Raw genomic sequence first — 18,681 nt, forward strand, 5'->3', positions numbered from 1 at the left:
CGCCGTGGTTCCGGCCGTCACGTCGAGGCGGGCGACCCGGTCAGCGGGGCGGCGGTGCTGTCCCGAACGACCAACTCGGTGGCGAGTTCCACCCGGGGCGAGTCGATGCCCTCGCCCTGGGCCAGGCGCAGCACGGTCCGGGCCGCCAACCGTCCCATCTCGACCAACGGTTGGCGCACGGTGGTCAGTGGCGGTGAGGCCCAGCGAGCTTCCGGCAGATCGTCGAACCCCACCACGCTCACGTCGTCCGGCACGCGGAGCCCTCGGCGCCGGATGGCCTCGTAGACGCCGAAGGCCATCTGGTCGCTGGACGCGAAGATGCCGGTCGGAGGGTCGGCGAGGTCGAGCAGCGCGGTCCCGCCGGCGAACCCGGAGGCGTGGTAGAAGTCGCCCGGGTAGATCAGCGCGTCGTCCACCGGCACCCCGGCGGCCTCCAGCCCGGCCCGGTAACCGTCGAGCCGGGCCCGGCTGCACAGCAGGTGCGTCGGCCCGGCCACGAATCCGATGCGCCGGTGCCCGATCGCGAGCAGATGTTCGGTCGCGGCGAGCCCGCCGGCCCAGTTGGTGGCGCCGATCGTCGGCACGTCCATGGCCGGCACACCGGCCGGGTCCACGACCACCACCGGCACGTTGAGGCGACGCAGCTGCGCGTGCAGCGGCGGGCTCAGGTGCGAGGTCACGAAGATGACGCCGTCGGTGGCCCGGGTGCGCAGGTTCTGCAACCACTGCCGGGCCGCGGTGGGCTGCCGGTGGATCGCGGAGACCACAGTGCCGACGCCCGCGCCGTGCCCGACATCCTCCACGCCGCGGATGATCTCCACGGCCCAGGGGCTGTCCAGGTCGTTGAAGACCAGGTCGACGAGACCGGCACGGCGAACACTGCGGCTGGTGCGACGCCGGTAGCCGTGGTGGCGCAACAACTCCTCGACCCGCTCCCGGGTGTCCGGGGCCACATCGGAGCGCCCGTTCAGCACCCGTGACACGGTCGGCACCGACACCCCGGCCTCCCGTGCGATCGCGGTGATGGTCACCCTGCGTCCGTCGTCCGCGCCCACCCGCGTCTCCTTCACCGCTCCGGAAGCGCCAGCATGCCGTCGCCACCGTGTGTCCCGGAACGGCGTGCACCGTTCCTCGCGTCATCTTGCCTCACCGATAGGGGTTGACGACACGCCCGGTTGGTTCCAGCGCTCGGCGGAGTTACGGAAGTATTCCGGAAATATTTCGGCTACCTTTCGCCGCACCGGCCCGCGCAGTTCCGTGTCGGCCGGCTTTCCGCCACCGGGAAAGGGCTCTCGGGGCTCAACCACGGTTCGTGCACGGAGCCTGATGAGACCCCGGCTGCGAGAAGCGACGCCTGGGCAGCCGGGTCCTCGTCGTTGGTGGCGATCTCAGTGCTGACACACCGGCCGGTTCGTGACCCAGTGCTTGTTGACCAGGTTGACGACTGGCGGCGGGTTGGGGATCCCGCCCTCGGCGGCGATGGGTTTGGCGTTGAAGATTTTCAGGAAGAAGTTGATCACCTTGGCAACCAGGGCCGGGATGGTGTAGCCGATGCCGTATCTCGCGTTGATGGTGAGGTCGGCGCGGTTGCAGCCCTCGCGGTTGGCGAGGCCCTGTAGGCCACCGAAACCGATGCTCGAGCCTCGGGTGATCCCCATCGTGGTGGTGAGCCCGGCGTAGAGTCCGGCGCTGAAGACCACCGCGCCGAGGCCGACGAAGAACTTCACGTCGTAGTCGATGAGCAGTGCGTTCGCCCCCACCGAAGTGCCGTCGACGGAGTCGACGAGGTTGCGTTTCACCTGCAGACCGCCGGGCCAGCGTGCGCCGAACCTGCCGTCGGCGTATCCGAAGCCCATGGTGCCGCCGAGCGAGTACTCACCGGAGGCCCTGATCGTGGTGTGCCCGGCGCTGAAACCGGTGCGGATGCCGATCGACTGCCGAACGGTCGCGGAGAGCGGAATGCCCAGTATGGATTCGATAGGCACGCTGAAGTTGACCGGGACGAAGGCGACTGGATGGACGTTCTGGCCGGTTGTGGTGGTGGCGTCGACCTGGATCCGGACCCCGGCCGCGCCGTGGATCCGCAACTCGGCCACGGTGATCGTGGACCCGTCGATCACCAGGTGGAACTTGGCCGTGGGCTGCTTCATCACGAAGGCGATGGTGCCGGAGAGGCTGAGCCCACTGTCACGGTAGGAGAAGCGGGCGCCGACCCCGTCCGCGCAGCAGAGACCCTCGACGTCCAGCGCGCCCGTGGTGGCCGGCGCGGCGGCGGTGCTCGACCGGAGGCCGGTACGTGTCAGCGCGTTGCCGGTCACGGCTGGGGTGCGGCCCGGGGTCGCGGACGCCGCCGGTTCGGATCGCGCTTCGGTGCTCGGGGAGACCCAGAAGGTGTCGTCGAACTGGTAGGCGGCCGCCTCGGTCAGGGAGACGGGCTGTTCGGACGTGAATTCGCCGTCCTGGATCACGTCGGTGATGTCCACGGGGCCGATGGTGACCGCGAGGTCCCGGTCGTCACGCCGGGCGTCGACCACCCGCCCCACCCCGCGCCCGGTGACGAACATGACCTTGCCTGGTGCCAGCAGGTCGGCGTTGCCGGCGTCGGGGTCGAGTCGCCAGGTCAGGCCCCCGTCGGTGACCGAACGCACCACGCCACTGCCGCCGGACACGATGACGACGTCCGGGTGGAGGGTCACGTCCGGGTGTGGGGCGGGCGCGGCCCCGTAGCGCAGATCATCGCCGTCATCGCCAGGCGTGCTCGGCTTCGCGCCCCGGCACGCTGTCAGGGCGAGCAGGACGGGCAGGACGCTCGCGGCAGCGATGACCGTACGGGTTCGCCGCGTCGTGGGATTCACAACCGGGTCACCACGTCCCGAGCCAGGTTCGCCAGCGCCTGCTGGGAAGCGGCCGGGTCGGCCAGGCTCACCAGCCGGATGGCGACCCAGGTGTCGTCGACGTTGACGAATACCGCGCCGTCCTCGATGTACGCCTCGTCACCGACGCCGACGACGGCTTTCAGTTCATGGCCGAGGTCGCGGTCGATGTCGAGGATCTTCTTGGCCCCAGCGCCGGCGTAGACCTCGACCTGGGCGGTGGGTCCGCTGGTCGGGCCGGTGTAGGTGCAGGATTCCGGGGCTGCGACCGGGTCCTGCAGGGGTGTTCCGGCCAGGCGCTCGGCGGCGGCCTTCGGCACCAACGCGCAAGGGTCGGCTGCCCGTGCCGGGGTCGCGGTGACGTCACCGTGGTCACCGGTGCTGGCCGGTGCGTCGACAGAGGGCTGCAGGCGATCTCCTTCACCACGTACGTCCGCCGCCGGGTCGGATGCGGCACTGCACCCCGCCGGCACCACCAGCAACAGGCCTAGCGTGAGCACTGGTAGTCGTCGCACAGGTACCTCCTCCTCTGATCGGCCGCAGTCCTCGTCTCCGGTGGCCGAAGCTGCGTGGACACTGCTCATCGGACTGTCTGCGCCGGATCTCAGGCGCGGTCGCGGACCAGGCCGACCAGCCGAACCGCGGTGGACCGGTCGGTGTTGTCGGTGACCCTGGTGACGACCTGGATCTCGCAGGCGCGGTCCCGCAGGGAGAACTCGGCAACGCCGCCCGAGGCGAAGCGGATGCCGTCGGATCCTGCTTCGGTCTGTCCGTACGCGGATTCGGTCGGCAGGTTGCCGCCGACGGCGGTGCCAGGGCTGCTGATCTTGATGGTGATCGAGTGGTAGGTGTCCGGGTTCTCCCAGGCGCAGGAGCTGCCTCCGTCGCCGGTGCTGCCTGCCTGCGGGCCACTGTCGCCCGTGGCCCCGATCACCTGCGTGACCTCGTCGATGGACAGCAGCGCGCAGGCGTCGACCGGCTTCGCCTCGATCCCCGCCGCACCGACCGACCGGGACGGGTCGGCGCCCGCCGTGGCCGGCTGGTTCGCCCGTGTGGACCCGCAGGCCGTCAGGCCGCTGAGCACGACTGCGGCGACGCCCATCAACCACCGACCCCGCCATCGAACCTTTCCGTCCGTCATGTGCTGGCCTCCTGTCGATTCACTCAGCGCTGGGGGTGGTCGCCGGATAGATGGCGTCTATTCACTAGCCATTGTCTGGCGAATATGTTGCTAGTATGGCGAAGCCATGGGCGATGTCAAGGACGAAAAGCCGACTCGGCGCTACCGGTCCGCGGTGCGTGAGGAGAGTGCGCGGCGTACCCGGCGGGCGGTGGTCGGCGCGGCAGCCGACTTGTTCGCCGCACGTGGTTACGCCGGCACCTCGCTGGCTGACGTGGCGGTCGCCGCGGGCGTCGCGCGCCCGACCGTGTTCGCCGCGTTCGGGTCGAAGGCGGCGCTGCTACGACAGGTCCTCGACGAGGCGCTCGCCGGCGACGACGAGCCGGTGCCTGTCGCCCAACGACCCTGGTTCCGGCCGGTCTTCGAGGCCGACACGCAGGCCGACGTCCTGCACGCCTACGCCGGCGTGTGCACCCTGATCGGCAGGCGCGCAGCGCGGATCTTCGAGACCGTGCGGCGGGCGGCAGACGAGACGGCTGAGGTCGCCGACGTGTGGGAGACGCTGCTGCGCAACCGTCGCGCGGGCGCTCGGATGGTGGTCGACCGGGTTCGATCGCTCGGTCCGCTGCGCCAAGGCTCCGACGTCGAGCGGGCGATCGACGCTCTGTGGATCTTCAACGACCCGGCGCACTATGACGCGTTGGTGCTGCGTTGCGGCTGGACCGAGGGTTCGTTCGGCGACTGGCTGTCCGAACGTATGCAGGACGCGCTGCTGGTCCGTTGACCTGGTCGAGCCGGCTCGTCCGGCGGGCGTGGCCGAACCGGTCGACGGCCGATCCGGCGCGGGGCCCGGCCGGGGCTGATAGACAGGACCGGTGCGTACCCGCGTCGCCGTCGTGCTCGCGTTCGCCGTGCTGCTCGGCGGCTGCTCACGGCCGGAGCCTCGGCCCGTGCCGGCCACGCCGCAGCCGACGCCGGTGCGCCCCACCCCGTCGCCGAGCCCCGCCGAGCGGCTGCCCGGGTTCGTGGTGCTGGCCGACCTCGACCCGCGTATCCACGCCGACATCCGCTACGCCACGCCGCACAACTTCGTCGGCCGACCGATCACCGGCTACCGTGAGCCGCTGTGCCTGCTCACCCGGCAGGCGGCCGAGGCGCTGCGCCGCGTACAGGACGCCGCGCTGACCGGTGGGCACAGCCTCAAGGTGTACGACTGCTACCGCCCGCAACCGGCGGTGGACGACTTCGTCGCCTGGTCGAAGCGCCCTGGTGAGCAGCAGACCAAGGCCGAGTTCTACCCGGACCTGGCCAAGAACCGGCTCTTCGCCGACGGTTACATCGGCGCGCCCACCGCGCACAGCCGCGGCAGCACCCTGGACCTGACCCTTGTCGACGAGCCCGCCGCCAGCCAACCTCCGTACCGGGTCGGGCAACCACTGGTCGCCTGCACCGCGCCGCGCGGGCAGCGCTTCGCCGACAACAGCATCGACATGGGCACGGGCTTCGACTGTTTCGACCCACGGGCGCACACCGCCGACCCCCGCGTCACGCCGACGGCGCGGGACAACCGTCGGTTGTTGCAGCGGCTGATGACCGACGCCGGGTTCGTCAACTACGACCGTGAGTGGTGGCACTACAGCCTGCGCGACGAGCCGTACCCGGACACGTTCTTCGCCGCCCCGGTCGCCCGCTCGTCGGTTGGCTGAGCGGTCAGGTCCAGTAGAGGACCCGGCAGGCTGGCACGCGGGCGGTCAGCTCGGCGGTGAACCAGTCGCGCAGCTCGGTCATCTGCTCGCGAGGGTAGACGTACTTCACCGCGCCGAACTTGCCGTGCTTGCGGGTGCGGGACTCCTCGTCCATCTCCAGCCGGGTGCGCGGGTACCAGCCGAGCAGCACCTCCTTGCTGCCCGGCGTGAACCGGTGGGTGATCAGCTCGGCCGTCAGGTCCAGGTCCGGCACCCCGTCGACCGCCGCGCGGACCTGGTCGAGCAGTTCGCCGTAGCGTTCCCGCCAGTCCGGCAGCGCGATGATCGGCGCGATGGTCAGCCCGACCGGGTAGCCGTCGAGGGCGAGCCGGCGCAACGCGGCCAGCCGGTCCGACACCCGGGCGGTGCCGCCCTCGAACCGAACGCTCACCGGGGCGCAGTTGACGCTGAAGCGGACCCGGGTCCGGCCGGCGTGCGGCAGCCCCACGAAGGTGTCCACATCGGCGTACTTGGTGGTCCAGCGCAGTTGCACGGGGGCGTCCCAGTCCGCGAAGTGCTGCACCGCGCGCCGCCAACTGCCGGTCAGGTGCTCCAGGGCGAGCGGGTCGGTGTAGCAGGACGCCTCGAAGGTGGTGCCCTCGTCGGCGCGCCGCGCGTTGCGGCTGGTCACCGTGCCGCGCCCGGCGTACGCGGCCAGCCCGGTGAGGATGTCGTCGAGGTCCGCGTACACCCGGGTCACCGGTGGGCCGGACAGGGATCCGGCGAGGTAGCAGTACTGGCAGTGCGCCGGGCAGCCCTCGGCCAGGTCGACCCGCCAGTCGGCGCTGGGCGCGATGGGTTGCAGGACGCGCCGCGAGGGTGGGCTCACCACGATCGCCATTGCCGACTTGGCCCGGGCGTAGGTCTCCCGGTCGGTCTGTCCGCGTACCCCGGTGAGCCGGTTGGCGCGCAGGGGTTCCACCTCGATGCCGAGTGCCCGCACCCGCTCGACGATCCGTTGGCCGTGCGGGTGGTCGAGCGCGGCCGGGGTGGCCACCACCCGGCTCGGGGTCCAGCGGCGCGCCGAGCGGGTCGGCGGCGCGAGGCCGGCGAGGTCGCGGGTCGGCACGCGTTCGCCACTGGCGTCGTGCGGCGCGGCGGGCACGTCCACGGCGAGCGGCTGGTCGACGTCGACGCCGTCCGGGCTGGTCACCGGGCCGGGGTACCCGCTGCCGCAGGAATCCCACCCGTTCGGGCGATCGGCGATTGACGCGATCAGGTCAGAGGAATAACCTTTCGTCTATCTGTAAACCTTGTGAACAGATGTATCTCGACGCGGCGGCGCGCGTCCCCACCGAAGGGACGATCAGGTGATCGCAGAACTCTCATCCCGTACCAGACGAATCCTGTCGTTGTTCGTCGCCCTGGTCGTCGCGCTGACCGCCGGTGTCGCTGTCAGCGCCTCGCGCAGTGCGCAGGCCGCCCCGACGTTCAAGGTCCTGGCCTTCTACAACGGCACCTGGGACGCCGCGCACATCGACTTCGTCAAGGACGCCCGGGCCTGGTTCCCGCAGGCCGCCGCCCAGCACGGTTTCTCCTGGGAGGCCACCAACAACTGGGGCCTGCTGAACACCGCCAACCTGGCCCAGTACAAGGTCGTCATGTTCCTGGACGACGCGCCGCCCACCGCGCAGCGGGCCGCGTTCCAGCAGTACATGCAGAACGGCGGGGCGTGGCTGGGCTTCCACGTCAGCGCGTGGACCGACAACCCGTCGAGCTGGAGCTGGTACTACAACACCTTCCTCGGCACCGGCTCGTTCCAGACGAACACCTGGGGACCCACCCGGGTCACGATGCGCGCCGACAACCGCACCCACGCCGCCACCCGGAACCTCCCGGCGACGTTCCCGTCGTCGATCAGCGAGTGGTACTCCTGGAGCAACGACCTGCGGCAGAACCCCAACATCGACATCCTCGCCTCGGTCGACCCGTCCAGCTTCCCGGTCGGCACGGACCCCAACCAGTCCTGGTACGGCGGCTACTACCCGCTGGTCTGGAGCAACCGGCAGTACAAGATGCTCTACGCCAACTTCGGTCACAACGCGATGAACTACAGCACCAACACCGGGCTGTCCTCCACCTTCGACAGCGCGCAACAGAACCAGCTGCTGATCGACGGGCTGCACTGGCTGGCCGGCGTCGGCACCGTCCCACCGACCACGCCCCCGCCGTCCGACGGCATCTCGCCGACCGCCTGGCACACCGTGGTCAACCGTGGCAACGGCAAGTGCGTGGACGCCCGGGCCGCGGCCAGCGCGAACGGCACGGCCATCCAGCAGTACGCGTGCAACAGCAGCACCGCGCAGCAGTACCAGTTCGTGCCGACCAGCGGTGGGTACCTGCGGGTCAACAACCGCAACAACAGCGCCCAGGTGCTCGACGTGACGAACCGGTCGACCGCCGACTCGGCGCCGATTCAGCTCTGGTCCTACAGCGGCGGCAACAACCAGCAGTGGCGGGCCGAGCCCGAGGGTGGCGGCTACTACCGCCTGGTCAACCGCTCCAGCGGAAAGTGTCTCGACGTGCCGGGAGCGTCCACGGCCGACAGCGTCCAGCTCGTCCAGTACACCTGCAACGGCACCGCTGCGCAGTCCTTCCGGCTGGTGCCGCAGTCATAGCTCCACCGCCACGTCCGCGCCGGGGTGAACCGCGACTCGCCCCGGCGCGGACCCGGCGGCGCGAGCGAACCGGGCGGCGACGTCCCGGATGACGGCGCGCAGCTCCGGTGGGTCGAGCACGTCGAAGTCGACAGCCAGAGTGCCGAGGAAGGCAGCGAGATTTCCCAGCGACTCGCCGCCGGTGTGCAACAGGCAGGCCCGCTCGTCGATCGCCTCCAACAGGCCCGCCGTGGTGGGGATCCGCTGCGCCATGGTCTCGGCCGAGGCGTGCAGGCGTACCCGGGCGGGGTGTGGCCAGGCCGCGGAGCCGACGCCGCGCAGCACGTGCGCGACCGCGTCGCCACCTGGCGGCTCCCGCGGCGCGAAGCGTGGGCCGGTCGGCACCCGGGGTTGGATCCGGTCGGCGCGGAACGTCCGCCAGTCGGCCCGGTCGGTGTCCCACCCCAGCAGGTACCACCGCCGCCCGGTGTAGACCAGACGGTACGGCTCGACGTCGCGCACGCTGACCGTGCCGTCGTGGCCGGCGTAGTCGAACCGCAGCCGCTCCCGGCGGTGCGCGGCCGTGGAGACGGCGGTGAGCGTGTCGGCGTCCACGGTCGGGCCACCGCCGGCGGCGGAGACCGTCGCCGAGCGCAGGGCGTCCACCCGGTGCCGCAGCCGTGACGGCAGCGACTGCTCCAGCTTGGCCAGCGCCCGCAGCGAGGTCTCCTCGATGCCGGTCACCGAGCCGCCAGCGGCCGCTCGCAGCCCGACGGCCACCGCCACGGCCTCGTCGTCGTCGAGCAGCAGCGGTGGCAGCGCCGACCCGGCACCGAGCCGGTAGCCGCCGGCGACCCCCGGGTGTGACTCGATCTGGTAGCCCAGCACCCGCAGCCGCTCCACATCCGTGCGCACCGTGCGGGTGGTGACCGCGAACCGTTCGGCCAGCTCCGCGCCGGACCACTCCCGGCGGACCTGGAGGAGGGTCAGCAACCGCAGCAGCCGCACCGAGGTCTCCACCATCCCGTCGAGTCTGCCAGCGACCGCCGACGGGGTGTGGGAGCGCCGGTTATTCGGTTGCTCGACCCGACGACGGCCTGCTGGACTACCCGACACCGCCACCAACCTCCAGGGAGCACCAATGCGCGCTGCGTCGATGTCCGACCAGAAGCGATCTGTCGCCTACCTGAAGGACCTGACGCTGCGTGAAAACCCTGAACCTCGGCATCCTGGCTCACGTCGATGCCGGTAAGACCAGCCTGACCGAGCGGCTGTTGCACGACGTCGGTGTGACCGACCAGCTCGGCCGGGTCGACGCGGGCAGCACCCAGACCGACACCCTGGCACTGGAACGGCAACGCGGGATCACCATCCGTTCGGCTGTCGTCTCCTTCGTGCTGGACGACGTGACCGTCAACCTGATCGACACGCCCGGTCACCCGGACTTCATCGCCGAGGTCGAGCGGGTGCTTGGTGTGCTCGACGGCGCGGTGCTGGTGATCTCCGCGGTGGAGGGGGTGCAGCCGCAGACCCGGGTGCTGATGCGAACTCTGCGCCGGCTGCGCATCCCGACGTTGATCTTCATCAACAAGGTCGACCGGGCCGGGGCAGACCCCGACCGGGTTTTCCAGGCGGTCGCGGAAAAGCTCACGCCGAGCGTCGTGGCGATGGGCGCGGTCGCGATGCCGGGGACCCGCAGCGCCCACTGCACGACGTACGGGCCCACCGACCTCGCCTTCACCGACCGGCTGCTCGACCTGCTCACCGGCCAGGACGACGTGCTGCTCGCCGACTGGGTGGCGGACACGTCCTCGCTGCCGTACTCACGGCTACGCGCTGCGTTGGCGACGCGGACCGGCCGCGCGCTGGTGCAGCCCGTGTACGCCGGCTCGGCGATCACAGGTGCCGGGGTGCACGCGCTGATCGCCGGTATCACCGAGCTGTTGCCCACCGTCCAGGGTGACGCCGACGCCCCGGTCTCGGGCACCGTGTTCGCCATCGAACGGGGTCCAGCCGGAGAGAAGATCGCCCTGGTCCGGCTCTTCGCCGGCACGATCCGGATTCGCGACCGGGTCCGCGTCGGCGCTGTCGACGCTGAACTGGTCACTGCCGTACGAGTCGTCGCCCACGGGGCCGACGTGGTGGCGTCGGCGGTCGAAGCCGGCCACATCGCCCGGTTGTGGGGCCTCCGGCACGCTCGGATCGGCGACCCGGTGGGCGTACCACCCGAACGTGCCGGCACCGACCGCCACTTCGCGCCACCCACCCTGGAGACCGTGGTGGTGCCGACGCGCCCCGCCGACCGGGTGGCGCTGCACGCCGCGCTGACCCAGCTCGCTGAGCAGGACCCGCTCATCAACCTGCGGCAGGACGACCGGCAGCACGAGATCACCGTGTCGCTCTACGGCGAGGTGCAGAAGGAGGTCATCCAGGCCACCCTTGCCGACGACTTCGGCGTGGGGGTGACGTTCCGGGAAACCAGCACGGTGCACGTGGAGCGGGTGTGCGGCGTCGGTGCGGCGGTGGAGGTGATCGCGGTGGCGCCCAACCCGTTCCTGGCCACCGTCGGGCTGCGGATCGCGCCGGCGCCGACCGGTGCCGGCGTGACTTTTCGGCTCGGCGTCGAGTTGGGTTCGATGCCACCGGCCTTCTTCACCGCCGTGGAGGAGACCGTGCGCCGAACCCTGCGCCAGGGCCTTCACGGGTGGGAGGTCCCCGACTGCGAGGTGACGATGACTCACGCCGGTTACTGGGCGCGGCAGAGCCATTCCCACGGCACCTTCGACAAGAGCATGTCCAGCACGGCGGGGGACTTCCGCAGTCTCACACCGTTGGTGCTGATGGCCGCACTCGCCCGTGCCGGCACCCGGGTCCACGAGCCGGTTCACCGCTTCCGGCTGGAGGTGCCGGGTGACGTCCTCGGCACGCTGCTGCCCGCGCTCACCCGGCTGGACGCGGTCCCGACCGACACCACCGGGCGGGGCGCGTCCTACCTGGTGCAGGGTGAGATCCCGGCCGGTCTGGTGCACGCGCTGGAGCGTCGCCTGCCTGCGCTGACCCGGGGGGAGGGCGTGCTGGAGACCGAGTTCGACTGCTACCGGCCGGTGCGTGGCCCCGCCCCCGTCCGGACCCGCTGGGACAACAATCCGCTGGATCGCACGGAGTATCTGCTGGCGGTCGCGCGCCGGGTCGGCGGCCGGTAGCGGCGATATCCATTGCGGACGCGCCGCAGCCCTCCTACTGTCGTCGGTGCACCGTCAACCGAGCAACCCGGAGGGAGTACGCCATGTCGCGACGTGTCCGCACCGACGCCCGCTGGTGCCTACTCCCCACCGGCACCCCTCAGCAGCTCACCGCCAGCACCTGTGCCTACTGCCCAGCGCGGCGCAACGAGCCGGGGTGGCGCGACTGACGCCGACGCTGACGCGTCCGCCGGCCGCCCATCCCACCGGGATCGGGCGGCCCTTCTGTATCCGCGCACCGCCGCTGGCGACCAAAATCTGATCATTAACGGTCACGGCATGACCTAAGGAGTCCGCCATGGGATTCACCCCCCTCGCCGGTACCCGGGCACCGGTCCGGGTCTGGACCGACCCGTACGCCATCGAGCCGCAGGCCGCCAAGCAGCTGCGCAACATCGGCGCACTGCCCTGGGTGCAGGGTGTCGCCGTGATGCCCGACGTGCACTTCGGCAAGGGCGCCACGGTCGGCTCGGTGATCGCGATGCGGCAGGCCGTCTCGCCGGCCGCGGTCGGCGTCGACATCGGCTGCGGGATGTCGGCGGTACGTACCTCGCTGACCGCCGCCGACCTGCCGGACGACCTGGCCGGGCTGCGCTCCGCGATCGAGGCCACCATCCCGGTCGGCTTCGCCCAGCGCAAGGACTCGGTCGACACCCGTCGGATCCGGGGCCTGGAGCAGGCCGGCTGGGACGACTTCTGGGGCCGGTTCGCCGGCCTGGACCGGCGGGTGGCGCAGCTGGAGACGCGGGCGCAGCGGCAGATCGGCACCCTCGGCGGGGGCAACCACTTCATCGAGGTCTGCCTGGAGCAGGGCGGCGCCGACGAGGGGCGGGTCTGGCTGATGCTGCACTCCGGGTCCCGCAACATCGGCAAGGAGCTGGCCGAGCGGCACATCGGGGTGGCCCGGGGGCTGCCGCACAACGCGGACCTCCCGGACCGGGACCTGGCCGTGTTCCTCGCCGGGACGCCGGAGATGGACGCGTACCGGCGGGATCTCTGGTGGGCGCAGGAGTACGCGCGGCGCAACCGGGCGGTCATGCTGGCACTGCTCTGCGGTGTGGTGCGTGAGCACTTCCCGCAGGTCGGCTACGACGAGCCGATCAGCTGCCACCACAACTACGTCTCCGAGGAGAGCTACGACGGCGTTGACGTGCTGGTGACCCGCAAGGGCGCCATCCGGGCCGGCCGGGGTGACCTGGGCATCATCCCCGGGTCGATGGGCACCGGGTCGTACATCGTGCGGGGGCGGGGAAACACCGACGCGTACTGCTCGGCGTCGCACGGGGCGGGGCGTCGGATGTCTCGGGCCCAGGCCAAGCGGACGTTCAGCACGCAGGACCTGGCCGCGCAGACCTCCGGGGTGGAGTGCCGCAAGGACGCCGGGGTGGTCGACGAGATCCCCGGCGCGTACAAGGACATCACCGAGGTGATGGCCCAGCAGGAAGACCTGGTCGAGGTGGTGGCGCACCTCAAGCAGGTGGTCTGCGTGAAGGGCTGACGTGCCGTGCGGGCCGGGGAGACCGGCCCGCACGGCCGCTGGTCAGAAGCCGACGAAGACTCGGCGCAGGTCGTCCAGGGTCACCGAGCCGGTCACCTGCACCCCGTCGGGGGTGTGCTGGGCGCCCAGCCGTCCGGTGGCCAGCCGCAGCCACGACTCCGCCGGGGCCACCAGCTCCCCGTCGGGGCGCTCCGGCGCGTCGACGATCTCGACCTTCTCGCCCAGCCGCAGCCCGAACGTCCGCTCGGGCGCGTGCAGCCGGACCAGCACCGTGGCCTCCCGGCCGGCCAGCTCCTGCGGTCGGCTGGTCCAGGCCAGCATGCCGCCGATCTGGTCGAGCAGCAGCGCCACCGCGCCCGGCGTCACCGCCGCGAACGGGTTGAACGCCACCTCGGCGTCCCACTGGTGCAGGGCGAACTCGCTGAGCCGGAACCGGGCCGCGGTGGCCACGTCGACCGGCTCCGGCAGAAAGCCGAGGTCGATCCGCGTCGAGGCCCGGGTCTCCGCGTCCAGCGCCTCGTACGCCTCGACCAGCCGTTCGTTGGTGGCGAGGAACCCGGCGGCGTGCTCGGCCGGGGACATCGCGTCCCAGCGTGCCCAGACGCCACGGTTGAAGTCGCCGTCCGGGCCGGGCGCTCCGGAACGGGCGGCGTCCAGCGTCGCCAGGTTGATCTCGGCGCCGCTGCCCAGGTGGCTCAGCACCTGGGAGACCTGCCACTCGCTGGCCCCCGACGGCCGGAGCAGGTCGTCCTCCTTGAGGTCCCGTACGAGCGCGGCGAGCTCCTCGTGGCCCGCACGCAGAGCGGTGATGATCTGGTCAGCAGGGGTCGACATGGATCTCCTCAAACGGATTTTCGACGATGGTCGGGACGCTACCGGACGATGGCCGCCGGCCGGCCCGCCCCGGGGTCGGGGCGCTCCGGCCGGCGGCCACGTCGGTCAGGCTCAGCCCATGTGCACGGTGTTGCCGGTCGGGATGTCCTCCTTGCGGACCTTCACCAGGACCAGGGTGGCCAGTCCGGCGAGCACGATCAGCGCCGCGCCCCAGGCGAAGGCCACCCGGTAGCCGTGCACCAGCGCCTCGACCTGGTTGACCGGGTTCGGCGCCCGTCCGACCAGATAGGCGGCGACCGCGCTGGTGTAGAAGGTGTTCAGCAGCGCGGTGCCGAGCGAGCCACCGATCTGCTGGGTGGCGTTGAGCGTCGCGCTGGCCGCACCGGCGTCGTGCTCCGGCACCCCGACCAGGGCGAGGCTGGACAGCGGGACGAAGGTGAAGCCCAGCCCCAGGCCCAGGACGACCTGAGCGGGCAGCAGGTGGGTGAGGAACGAGGTGTCCACGTCGATCTGGGTCAGCACCAGCATGCCCAGGGCGGCGAGCGCCGAACCGGCGACCATCAGCGGCTTGGCACCCAGCCGGGGCATCAGCTGGCTGGCGCCACCCGCGGCGATCAGCACACCGGCGGTGACCGGCAGGGACGCGAGACCGGCTTCGAGGGGCTTGTACTGCAACACCACCTGGAAGTAGAAGGTCAGGAAGAGGAACGCCCCGAACAGGCCGGCGCCGATCAGCGTCGAGGTGAGGAACGCCCCGCCCCGGTTGCGGTCCAGCAGGATCCGCAGCGGCAGCAGCGGGTGGCTGGAGCGCAGCTCGATCACCACGAAGACGGCGAGCAGCACCACGCCCGCGGCGATGAAACCGAGCGTCGCGGTGGCGTCCCAGCCGTCCTCGGCGGCCTTGGTGAAGCCGTAGACCAGGGAGACCAGGCCGGCGGTCACCACGATCGCACCGGGCACGTCGTAGCGGGTGTTGCCGTGGGCCCGGCTCTCCGGCACCAGCGGCAGCGCGAAGGCGATGGCGATGGCGGCGACCGGGATGTTGACCAGCAGGCACCAGCGCCAGTCGGCGTACTCGGTGAGCACCCCGCCGAGCAGCAGGCCGACCGCCGACCCGCCGCCGGCGATCGCGCCGTACACCGCGAAGGCCTTGGCCCGCTCGGTGGCCTCGGTGAACAGGACGGTGAGCAGCGCCAGCGCGGCCGGGGCGAGCAGCGCGCCGAAGGCGCCCTGCAACGCGCGGGCGGCGAAGAGCATCTCACCGGTGGTCGCCAGACCGCCCAGGGCGGAGGCGAGCGCGAAACCGGTCATGCCGACCAGGAAGGTGCGCTTGCGCCCCCAGTAGTCGGCGATGCGACCACCGAGCAGCAGCAGACCACCGAAGGCCAGCGTGTAGGCGGTGATCACCCACTGCCGGTTCGCGTCGGTGATCCCCAGGTCGGCCTGGGCCTGCGGCAGCGCGATGTTCACGATCGTGGCGTCCAGGACGACCATCAGCTGTGAGACCGCGATGACCGCCAGCGCGATCCAGCGCCGCGGGTGCGGTGCGCCTGTCGACGCCCCGGCGTTGGGCGCGCCGGGCGCGGTCGAGGTGGTTCCGGGCATGGTGAAGCCTTCCGTGTTGCGAATATCGGTGAATCAGGCCGGCGACGGACGGTCGTGCTGATAGCGGAGTACCGGGATCAGCACCTGGTCGACGACCTGGGTGAGGAACGCGTCATCGGCGGGTAGGCCGTGCGCGACGATGCGGGACATGGTGAGCGCGGGCGCCAGGTCGTGGAACAGCTCCCGCTCGCCGGCCTCCGGCGGGATCTCCCCGCGGGCGGCGGCCCGGACGAGGACGGCGGTGCTTGCCACCCGCTCGGCCGGCAGCACCTGGTGACGCACCAGCCGTTCCAGCTCGGGGTTGGTCCGCATGGCGAAGGTCAACGCCTGCATGAGGTCGCAGTCGGCCGTGCAGATCGCGGCCGTGGCCCGCAGCAACTCGATCAGATCACCGCGGAGGGAGCCGGTGTCGGGCGGGTTGTGCACACCCACCTGCCGGTCGCGCAGGGCGGCGACGACCAGCTCGGCCTTGCCGTCCCAGCGTCGGTAGATGGTGGCCTTGCTGACGTGGGCGCGGGCGGCGACGGCGTCGATGGTCATCCGGTCGAAGCCGACCTCGCGCAGGGTGTCGATGACGACGGCGAACAGGTCGTTGTCGGTGCAGCGCGGAGCCCGGGCTGCCGGCACCCCGGCACCCGCGCCCACCTGCTGACCACCCAGCATCCCGACCCCCCGCGAAACGATGTCGTACTGACCCTAGTTCGCGGTTGGCTGATCGTGCAGGCTTTCGTGAGTTGCCTCGCACCCATGCGGCGAAACGATTGCGTTTCCACCGGGAGTCCGGCGGGTGAACGGGTGGTCAGCCGCCGGGGGCGAGGACCACCGGCACGGCCATCGTGTTGATCCGCGCGCCGTTCTCGGCGGACACCTCGTACACCTCGACCGTGCCCTTCTGTTCGCGGACCGTGCGCCAGCCGACCAGGACCCGGTAGCCACCCCGGCAGCCGCTGCCGCAACTGGCGGTGCCGAAACCGGTGGCCACCTCCCGGCCGGCGGCGTCCAGCACCCGGACGCTCACAGTGGCCTCGAACACGGTGGCGGTGCCGGTGACGACGAGTGGGGCGGAGACGCGCTCGCCGGGGATCGGGCCCGTGACCACGATCGGTGGCAGCAGGTCCGCGTAGTCCGCCCGGTCGACCGGGGCCGCGCCGTCGAGGCGGACCTGACGCACGCTGGGGAACTGGGTGAGGGTCCACACCACCTGCGCCTCGCGCAGCCGCCGGGCGGCCGGGTCGCCGACGGACGGCACCCGCAGCGTCGCCACGCCGTCGGCGATGCGGGTGACCTCGACGCCGGCCGGAAGCAGGGTGATCATCCCGGTGGCGGCCTCGGCCGGGCTCGGCCCGGCGGCCAGTTCGGTCAGCGCCAGCCGGGACGTCGCGACCGTGGCCGGCCGGGTGCGCCGGGTCGGCACGAGCAGCCCGGCTCGGACGTACCACAGCTCGATGGTCACCGGGTCCGGCCGGCGCGTGGCGGTGGACGCCGCCGTCGACGGACCCGGCGGCCGGTTCGTGGGTGGTGGCGTCGGTGCCGCGACCCGGGTCGGGGTGGGTTCCGGGCGGTCGGTGGGTGCGACGCTCGGCGGCGGCGCGGTGGGCGCCGGGCCGAGGTCGCCGGAGCGGGGAGTGCCGCAGCTGCCGAGCAGGAGCGCCGCGGCCAGCGCCGGTACGCCCAGCCCGACCGCGCCGCGGCCGGTCATCCCGCACCGCCCGGCGTGCCGGCGGTACGCCCAACCGGACCCGGCTGGGCGCGGTCGTCCGGGTGCGGCACGTCGCCGTGCGGGCCGGCGGGACCGTCGGCGGGCAACTCCAGCCGGAACCGGGTGCCCTCGCCCGGTTCGCTGCGCACGCTCAGCGCGCCGCCGAGCAGCTCGGCGTGCTCCCGGGCGATGGCCAGCCCGAGCCCGCTGCCCGGCGCGGAGCGGGACGGATCGACCTGGTGGAACCGGTCGAACACGCGGGGCAGATGCTCGGCCGGGATGCCCGGCCCCTCGTCGGTGACCTCGAAGACGACCAGGGGGCCCGCACCCGCCACGCTGGCCGTGATCTCGCCACCGCCGTGCTCGACGGCGTTCGCGACCAGGTTGGCCAGCACGCGCTCCAGCCGACGCGGGTCGGTGCGCGCCGCGACCGGATCACCGGTGACCCGCACCTGCGGCGACCAGCCGCGCGCCGCGACGATGCCGTGCAGCAGCGCCAACGCGTCGACCGGCCCGACGGCCAACTGCTCCCGCCCGGCGTCCAGCCGGGAGATCTCCATCAGATCCTCGACCAACCGGCGCAGCCGGACCACGTCGCCGACCAGCAGCCGGGCCGCCGGCCGGGCGTCGTCGGGCAGCTGGTCGAGGTGCTCGCGCAGCAGCGACGCCGCGGCCACCAACGCGGTCACCGGGGTACGCAGCTCGTGCGCGACGTCGGCGGTGAACCGCCGCTCGCGGGCCTGCGCGGCCGACAGCGCCGCGATCTTCGACTCCAGGGCCTCGGCCATCTCGTTGAAGGTCGCCGCCCAGACGCTGAACTCGTCGCGCCCGCGTACCGGCAGACGGGTGGCGAGCAGGCCCTCGGTGAGCGCCCGGGCGGCCCTGCTGGCCCGGCCCACCGGCTCCAACGTGCGGCGGGCCAACGCGTGACCCACAGCGGCGGCGAGCAACACCACGAGCACCCAGCCGGCCACCAGCGCGGTGCGTAGCTGACCCAGGTCGGTGGCGACGTCGTCCTCCACGGTGAGGACGTACAGCTCGGCGGTCGAGCCGGGAATGCGCCCACCGATCACCAGCAGCCGAGGACGCTCCTCCGGCGCGGAGCGCTGATAGCCGAGCCGCCCGTCCGCGACGACGGCCCGCAACCGGGTGCCCAACACCGGGGCGTACGCGGGGTGCGAGGCGCGGGTCGGGCCGTCGACGAGCAGCACGTGCCGACCGCTGGCCTCGAAGCTGGTGAGCAGTTCGGTGCTGCGCTGCTCGGTCAGCGGCAGGAACTGCCCAGCGAGAACGAGTTGGTAGCGGGCGTCGGCGGCGGCCTCGTGCACCGACGCGTCCAACCAGGACTGCCGCAGCAGCAGCCCGGTCCCGCCGGCGAGCAGCCCGGCCGAGACGCCGGCGACCAGCACGAACGCGATCGTCAGCCGGCGCCGCAGGCGGCCGGGGAACACCGCGCGTCCGGCCATCG

17 protein-coding genes are annotated in these 18,681 nt (G+C 71.9%); 6 read left to right on the forward strand and 11 right to left on the reverse strand.

What is annotated here, in order from left to right; genetic code table 11:
• Positions 1 to 17 precede the first annotated feature (17 nt).
• The 4 genes from ACFYP0_RS16380 to ACFYP0_RS16395 form a co-directional block, all read right to left on the reverse strand.
• Positions 18 to 1,055, reverse strand: coding sequence for a LacI family DNA-binding transcriptional regulator (locus ACFYP0_RS16380; RefSeq protein ID WP_124858085.1), 1,038 nt, complete (start codon positions 1,053 to 1,055; stop codon positions 18 to 20).
• A 333-nt stretch (positions 1,056 to 1,388) separates the two neighbouring features.
• On the reverse strand, positions 1,389 to 2,855 hold the full coding sequence (locus ACFYP0_RS16385) for a hypothetical protein (protein ID WP_355501708.1): 1,467 nt from the start codon (positions 2,853 to 2,855) through the stop codon (positions 1,389 to 1,391).
• Complete coding sequence (locus ACFYP0_RS16390; protein WP_355501710.1) at positions 2,852 to 3,388, reverse strand: hypothetical protein; 537 nt, start codon at positions 3,386 to 3,388, stop codon at positions 2,852 to 2,854. Before ACFYP0_RS16390 ends, ACFYP0_RS16385 begins: the two co-directional genes overlap by 4 nt.
• A gap of 89 nt (positions 3,389 to 3,477) precedes the next feature.
• Complete coding sequence (locus ACFYP0_RS16395; protein ID WP_355501713.1) at positions 3,478 to 4,014, reverse strand: DUF3558 family protein; 537 nt, start codon at positions 4,012 to 4,014, stop codon at positions 3,478 to 3,480.
• Positions 4,015 to 4,120: 106 nt separating this feature from the next.
• On the opposite strand from ACFYP0_RS16395, the gene ACFYP0_RS16400 reads away from it, so the two are divergent.
• Positions 4,121 to 4,777: a TetR/AcrR family transcriptional regulator gene (locus ACFYP0_RS16400; RefSeq protein WP_355501716.1), complete on the forward strand. Its 657-nt coding sequence runs from the start codon at positions 4,121 to 4,123 to the stop codon at positions 4,775 to 4,777.
• A 91-nt stretch (positions 4,778 to 4,868) separates the two neighbouring features.
• Positions 4,869 to 5,699 carry a M15 family metallopeptidase gene (locus ACFYP0_RS16405; protein ID WP_355501718.1) on the forward strand — a complete coding sequence of 277 codons (831 nt, stop codon included), beginning with the start codon at positions 4,869 to 4,871 and terminating at the stop codon, positions 5,697 to 5,699.
• Between the two features lie 4 nt (positions 5,700 to 5,703).
• On the opposite strand, the gene ACFYP0_RS16410 is transcribed toward ACFYP0_RS16405, so the two are convergent.
• Entirely contained in the window at positions 5,704 to 6,891 is a 1,188-nt protein-coding gene (locus tag ACFYP0_RS16410; RefSeq protein ID WP_208741193.1) for a spore photoproduct lyase family protein, read from the reverse strand.
• Positions 6,892 to 7,048: 157 nt separating this feature from the next.
• On the opposite strand from ACFYP0_RS16410, the gene ACFYP0_RS16415 reads away from it, so the two are divergent.
• Entirely contained in the window at positions 7,049 to 8,356 is a 1,308-nt protein-coding gene (locus ACFYP0_RS16415; RefSeq protein WP_244219009.1) for an RICIN domain-containing protein, read from the forward strand.
• On the opposite strand, the gene ACFYP0_RS16420 is transcribed toward ACFYP0_RS16415, so the two are convergent.
• On the reverse strand, positions 8,351 to 9,358 hold the full coding sequence (locus ACFYP0_RS16420; protein ID WP_124858081.1) for a helix-turn-helix transcriptional regulator: 1,008 nt from the start codon (positions 9,356 to 9,358) through the stop codon (positions 8,351 to 8,353). The genes ACFYP0_RS16415 and ACFYP0_RS16420 overlap by 6 nt on opposite strands.
• A gap of 182 nt (positions 9,359 to 9,540) precedes the next feature.
• On the opposite strand from ACFYP0_RS16420, the gene ACFYP0_RS16425 reads away from it, so the two are divergent.
• The 3 genes from ACFYP0_RS16425 (at position 9,541) to ACFYP0_RS16435 (ending at position 13,075) form a co-directional block, all read left to right on the forward strand.
• Positions 9,541 to 11,538, forward strand: coding sequence for an elongation factor G (locus tag ACFYP0_RS16425; RefSeq protein ID WP_124858079.1), 1,998 nt, complete (start codon positions 9,541 to 9,543; stop codon positions 11,536 to 11,538).
• Between the two features lie 83 nt (positions 11,539 to 11,621).
• Positions 11,622 to 11,747 (forward strand): hypothetical protein, encoded by a 126-nt coding sequence (locus tag ACFYP0_RS16430; protein ID WP_279635887.1) that lies wholly within the window; start codon positions 11,622 to 11,624, stop codon positions 11,745 to 11,747.
• 128 nt (positions 11,748 to 11,875) lie between these two features.
• A complete protein-coding gene (locus ACFYP0_RS16435; protein WP_124858077.1) occupies positions 11,876 to 13,075 on the forward strand; it encodes an RtcB family protein in 1,200 nt (399 codons plus the stop codon).
• A 42-nt stretch (positions 13,076 to 13,117) separates the two neighbouring features.
• Here ACFYP0_RS16435 and ACFYP0_RS16440 read toward each other — a convergent pair whose 3' ends face one another.
• The 5 genes from ACFYP0_RS16440 to ACFYP0_RS16460 form a co-directional block, all read right to left on the reverse strand.
• A complete protein-coding gene (locus tag ACFYP0_RS16440; protein ID WP_124858075.1) occupies positions 13,118 to 13,909 on the reverse strand; it encodes a maleylpyruvate isomerase family mycothiol-dependent enzyme in 792 nt (263 codons plus the stop codon).
• Positions 13,910 to 14,020: 111 nt separating this feature from the next.
• On the reverse strand, positions 14,021 to 15,514 hold the full coding sequence (locus ACFYP0_RS16445; protein ID WP_355501724.1) for an MFS transporter: 1,494 nt from the start codon (positions 15,512 to 15,514) through the stop codon (positions 14,021 to 14,023).
• A 33-nt stretch (positions 15,515 to 15,547) separates the two neighbouring features.
• On the reverse strand, positions 15,548 to 16,177 hold the full coding sequence (locus ACFYP0_RS16450; RefSeq protein WP_355501727.1) for a TetR/AcrR family transcriptional regulator: 630 nt from the start codon (positions 16,175 to 16,177) through the stop codon (positions 15,548 to 15,550).
• Positions 16,178 to 16,313: 136 nt separating this feature from the next.
• A complete protein-coding gene (locus ACFYP0_RS16455) occupies positions 16,314 to 17,213 on the reverse strand; it encodes a Gmad2 immunoglobulin-like domain-containing protein (protein ID WP_124858069.1) in 900 nt (299 codons plus the stop codon).
• Positions 17,210 to 18,679: a sensor histidine kinase gene (locus tag ACFYP0_RS16460; protein ID WP_124858067.1), complete on the reverse strand. Its 1,470-nt coding sequence runs from the start codon at positions 18,677 to 18,679 to the stop codon at positions 17,210 to 17,212. Before ACFYP0_RS16460 ends, ACFYP0_RS16455 begins: the two co-directional genes overlap by 4 nt.
• Positions 18,680 to 18,681: the final 2 nt, after the last annotated feature.

The sequence above is a fragment of the Micromonospora arida genome (assembly GCF_042873195.1).
GTDB lineage: Bacteria > Actinomycetota > Actinomycetes > Mycobacteriales > Micromonosporaceae > Micromonospora > Micromonospora arida.

Bases quoted from the DNA above. Each gene is read 5' to 3' on its own strand.
- ACFYP0_RS16395 (WP_355501713.1), bottom strand. From the start codon at position 4,014: ATGACGGACGGAAAGGTTCGATGGCGGGGTCGGTGGTTGATGGGCGTC.
- ACFYP0_RS16400 (WP_355501716.1), top strand. From the start codon at position 4,121: ATGGGCGATGTCAAGGACGAAAAGCCGACTCGGCGCTACCGGTCCGCG.
- ACFYP0_RS16420 (WP_124858081.1), bottom strand. From the start codon at position 9,358: ATGGTGGAGACCTCGGTGCGGCTGCTGCGGTTGCTGACCCTCCTCCAG.
- ACFYP0_RS16430 (WP_279635887.1), top strand. From the start codon at position 11,622: ATGTCGCGACGTGTCCGCACCGACGCCCGCTGGTGCCTACTCCCCACC.
- ACFYP0_RS16435 (WP_124858077.1), top strand. From the start codon at position 11,876: ATGGGATTCACCCCCCTCGCCGGTACCCGGGCACCGGTCCGGGTCTGG.
- ACFYP0_RS16440 (WP_124858075.1), bottom strand. From the start codon at position 13,909: ATGTCGACCCCTGCTGACCAGATCATCACCGCTCTGCGTGCGGGCCAC.
- ACFYP0_RS16445 (WP_355501724.1), bottom strand. From the start codon at position 15,514: ATGCCCGGAACCACCTCGACCGCGCCCGGCGCGCCCAACGCCGGGGCG.
- ACFYP0_RS16450 (WP_355501727.1), bottom strand. From the start codon at position 16,177: ATGCTGGGTGGTCAGCAGGTGGGCGCGGGTGCCGGGGTGCCGGCAGCC.
- ACFYP0_RS16455 (WP_124858069.1), bottom strand. From the start codon at position 17,213: ATGACCGGCCGCGGCGCGGTCGGGCTGGGCGTACCGGCGCTGGCCGCG.
- ACFYP0_RS16460 (WP_124858067.1), bottom strand. From the start codon at position 18,679: ATGGCCGGACGCGCGGTGTTCCCCGGCCGCCTGCGGCGCCGGCTGACG.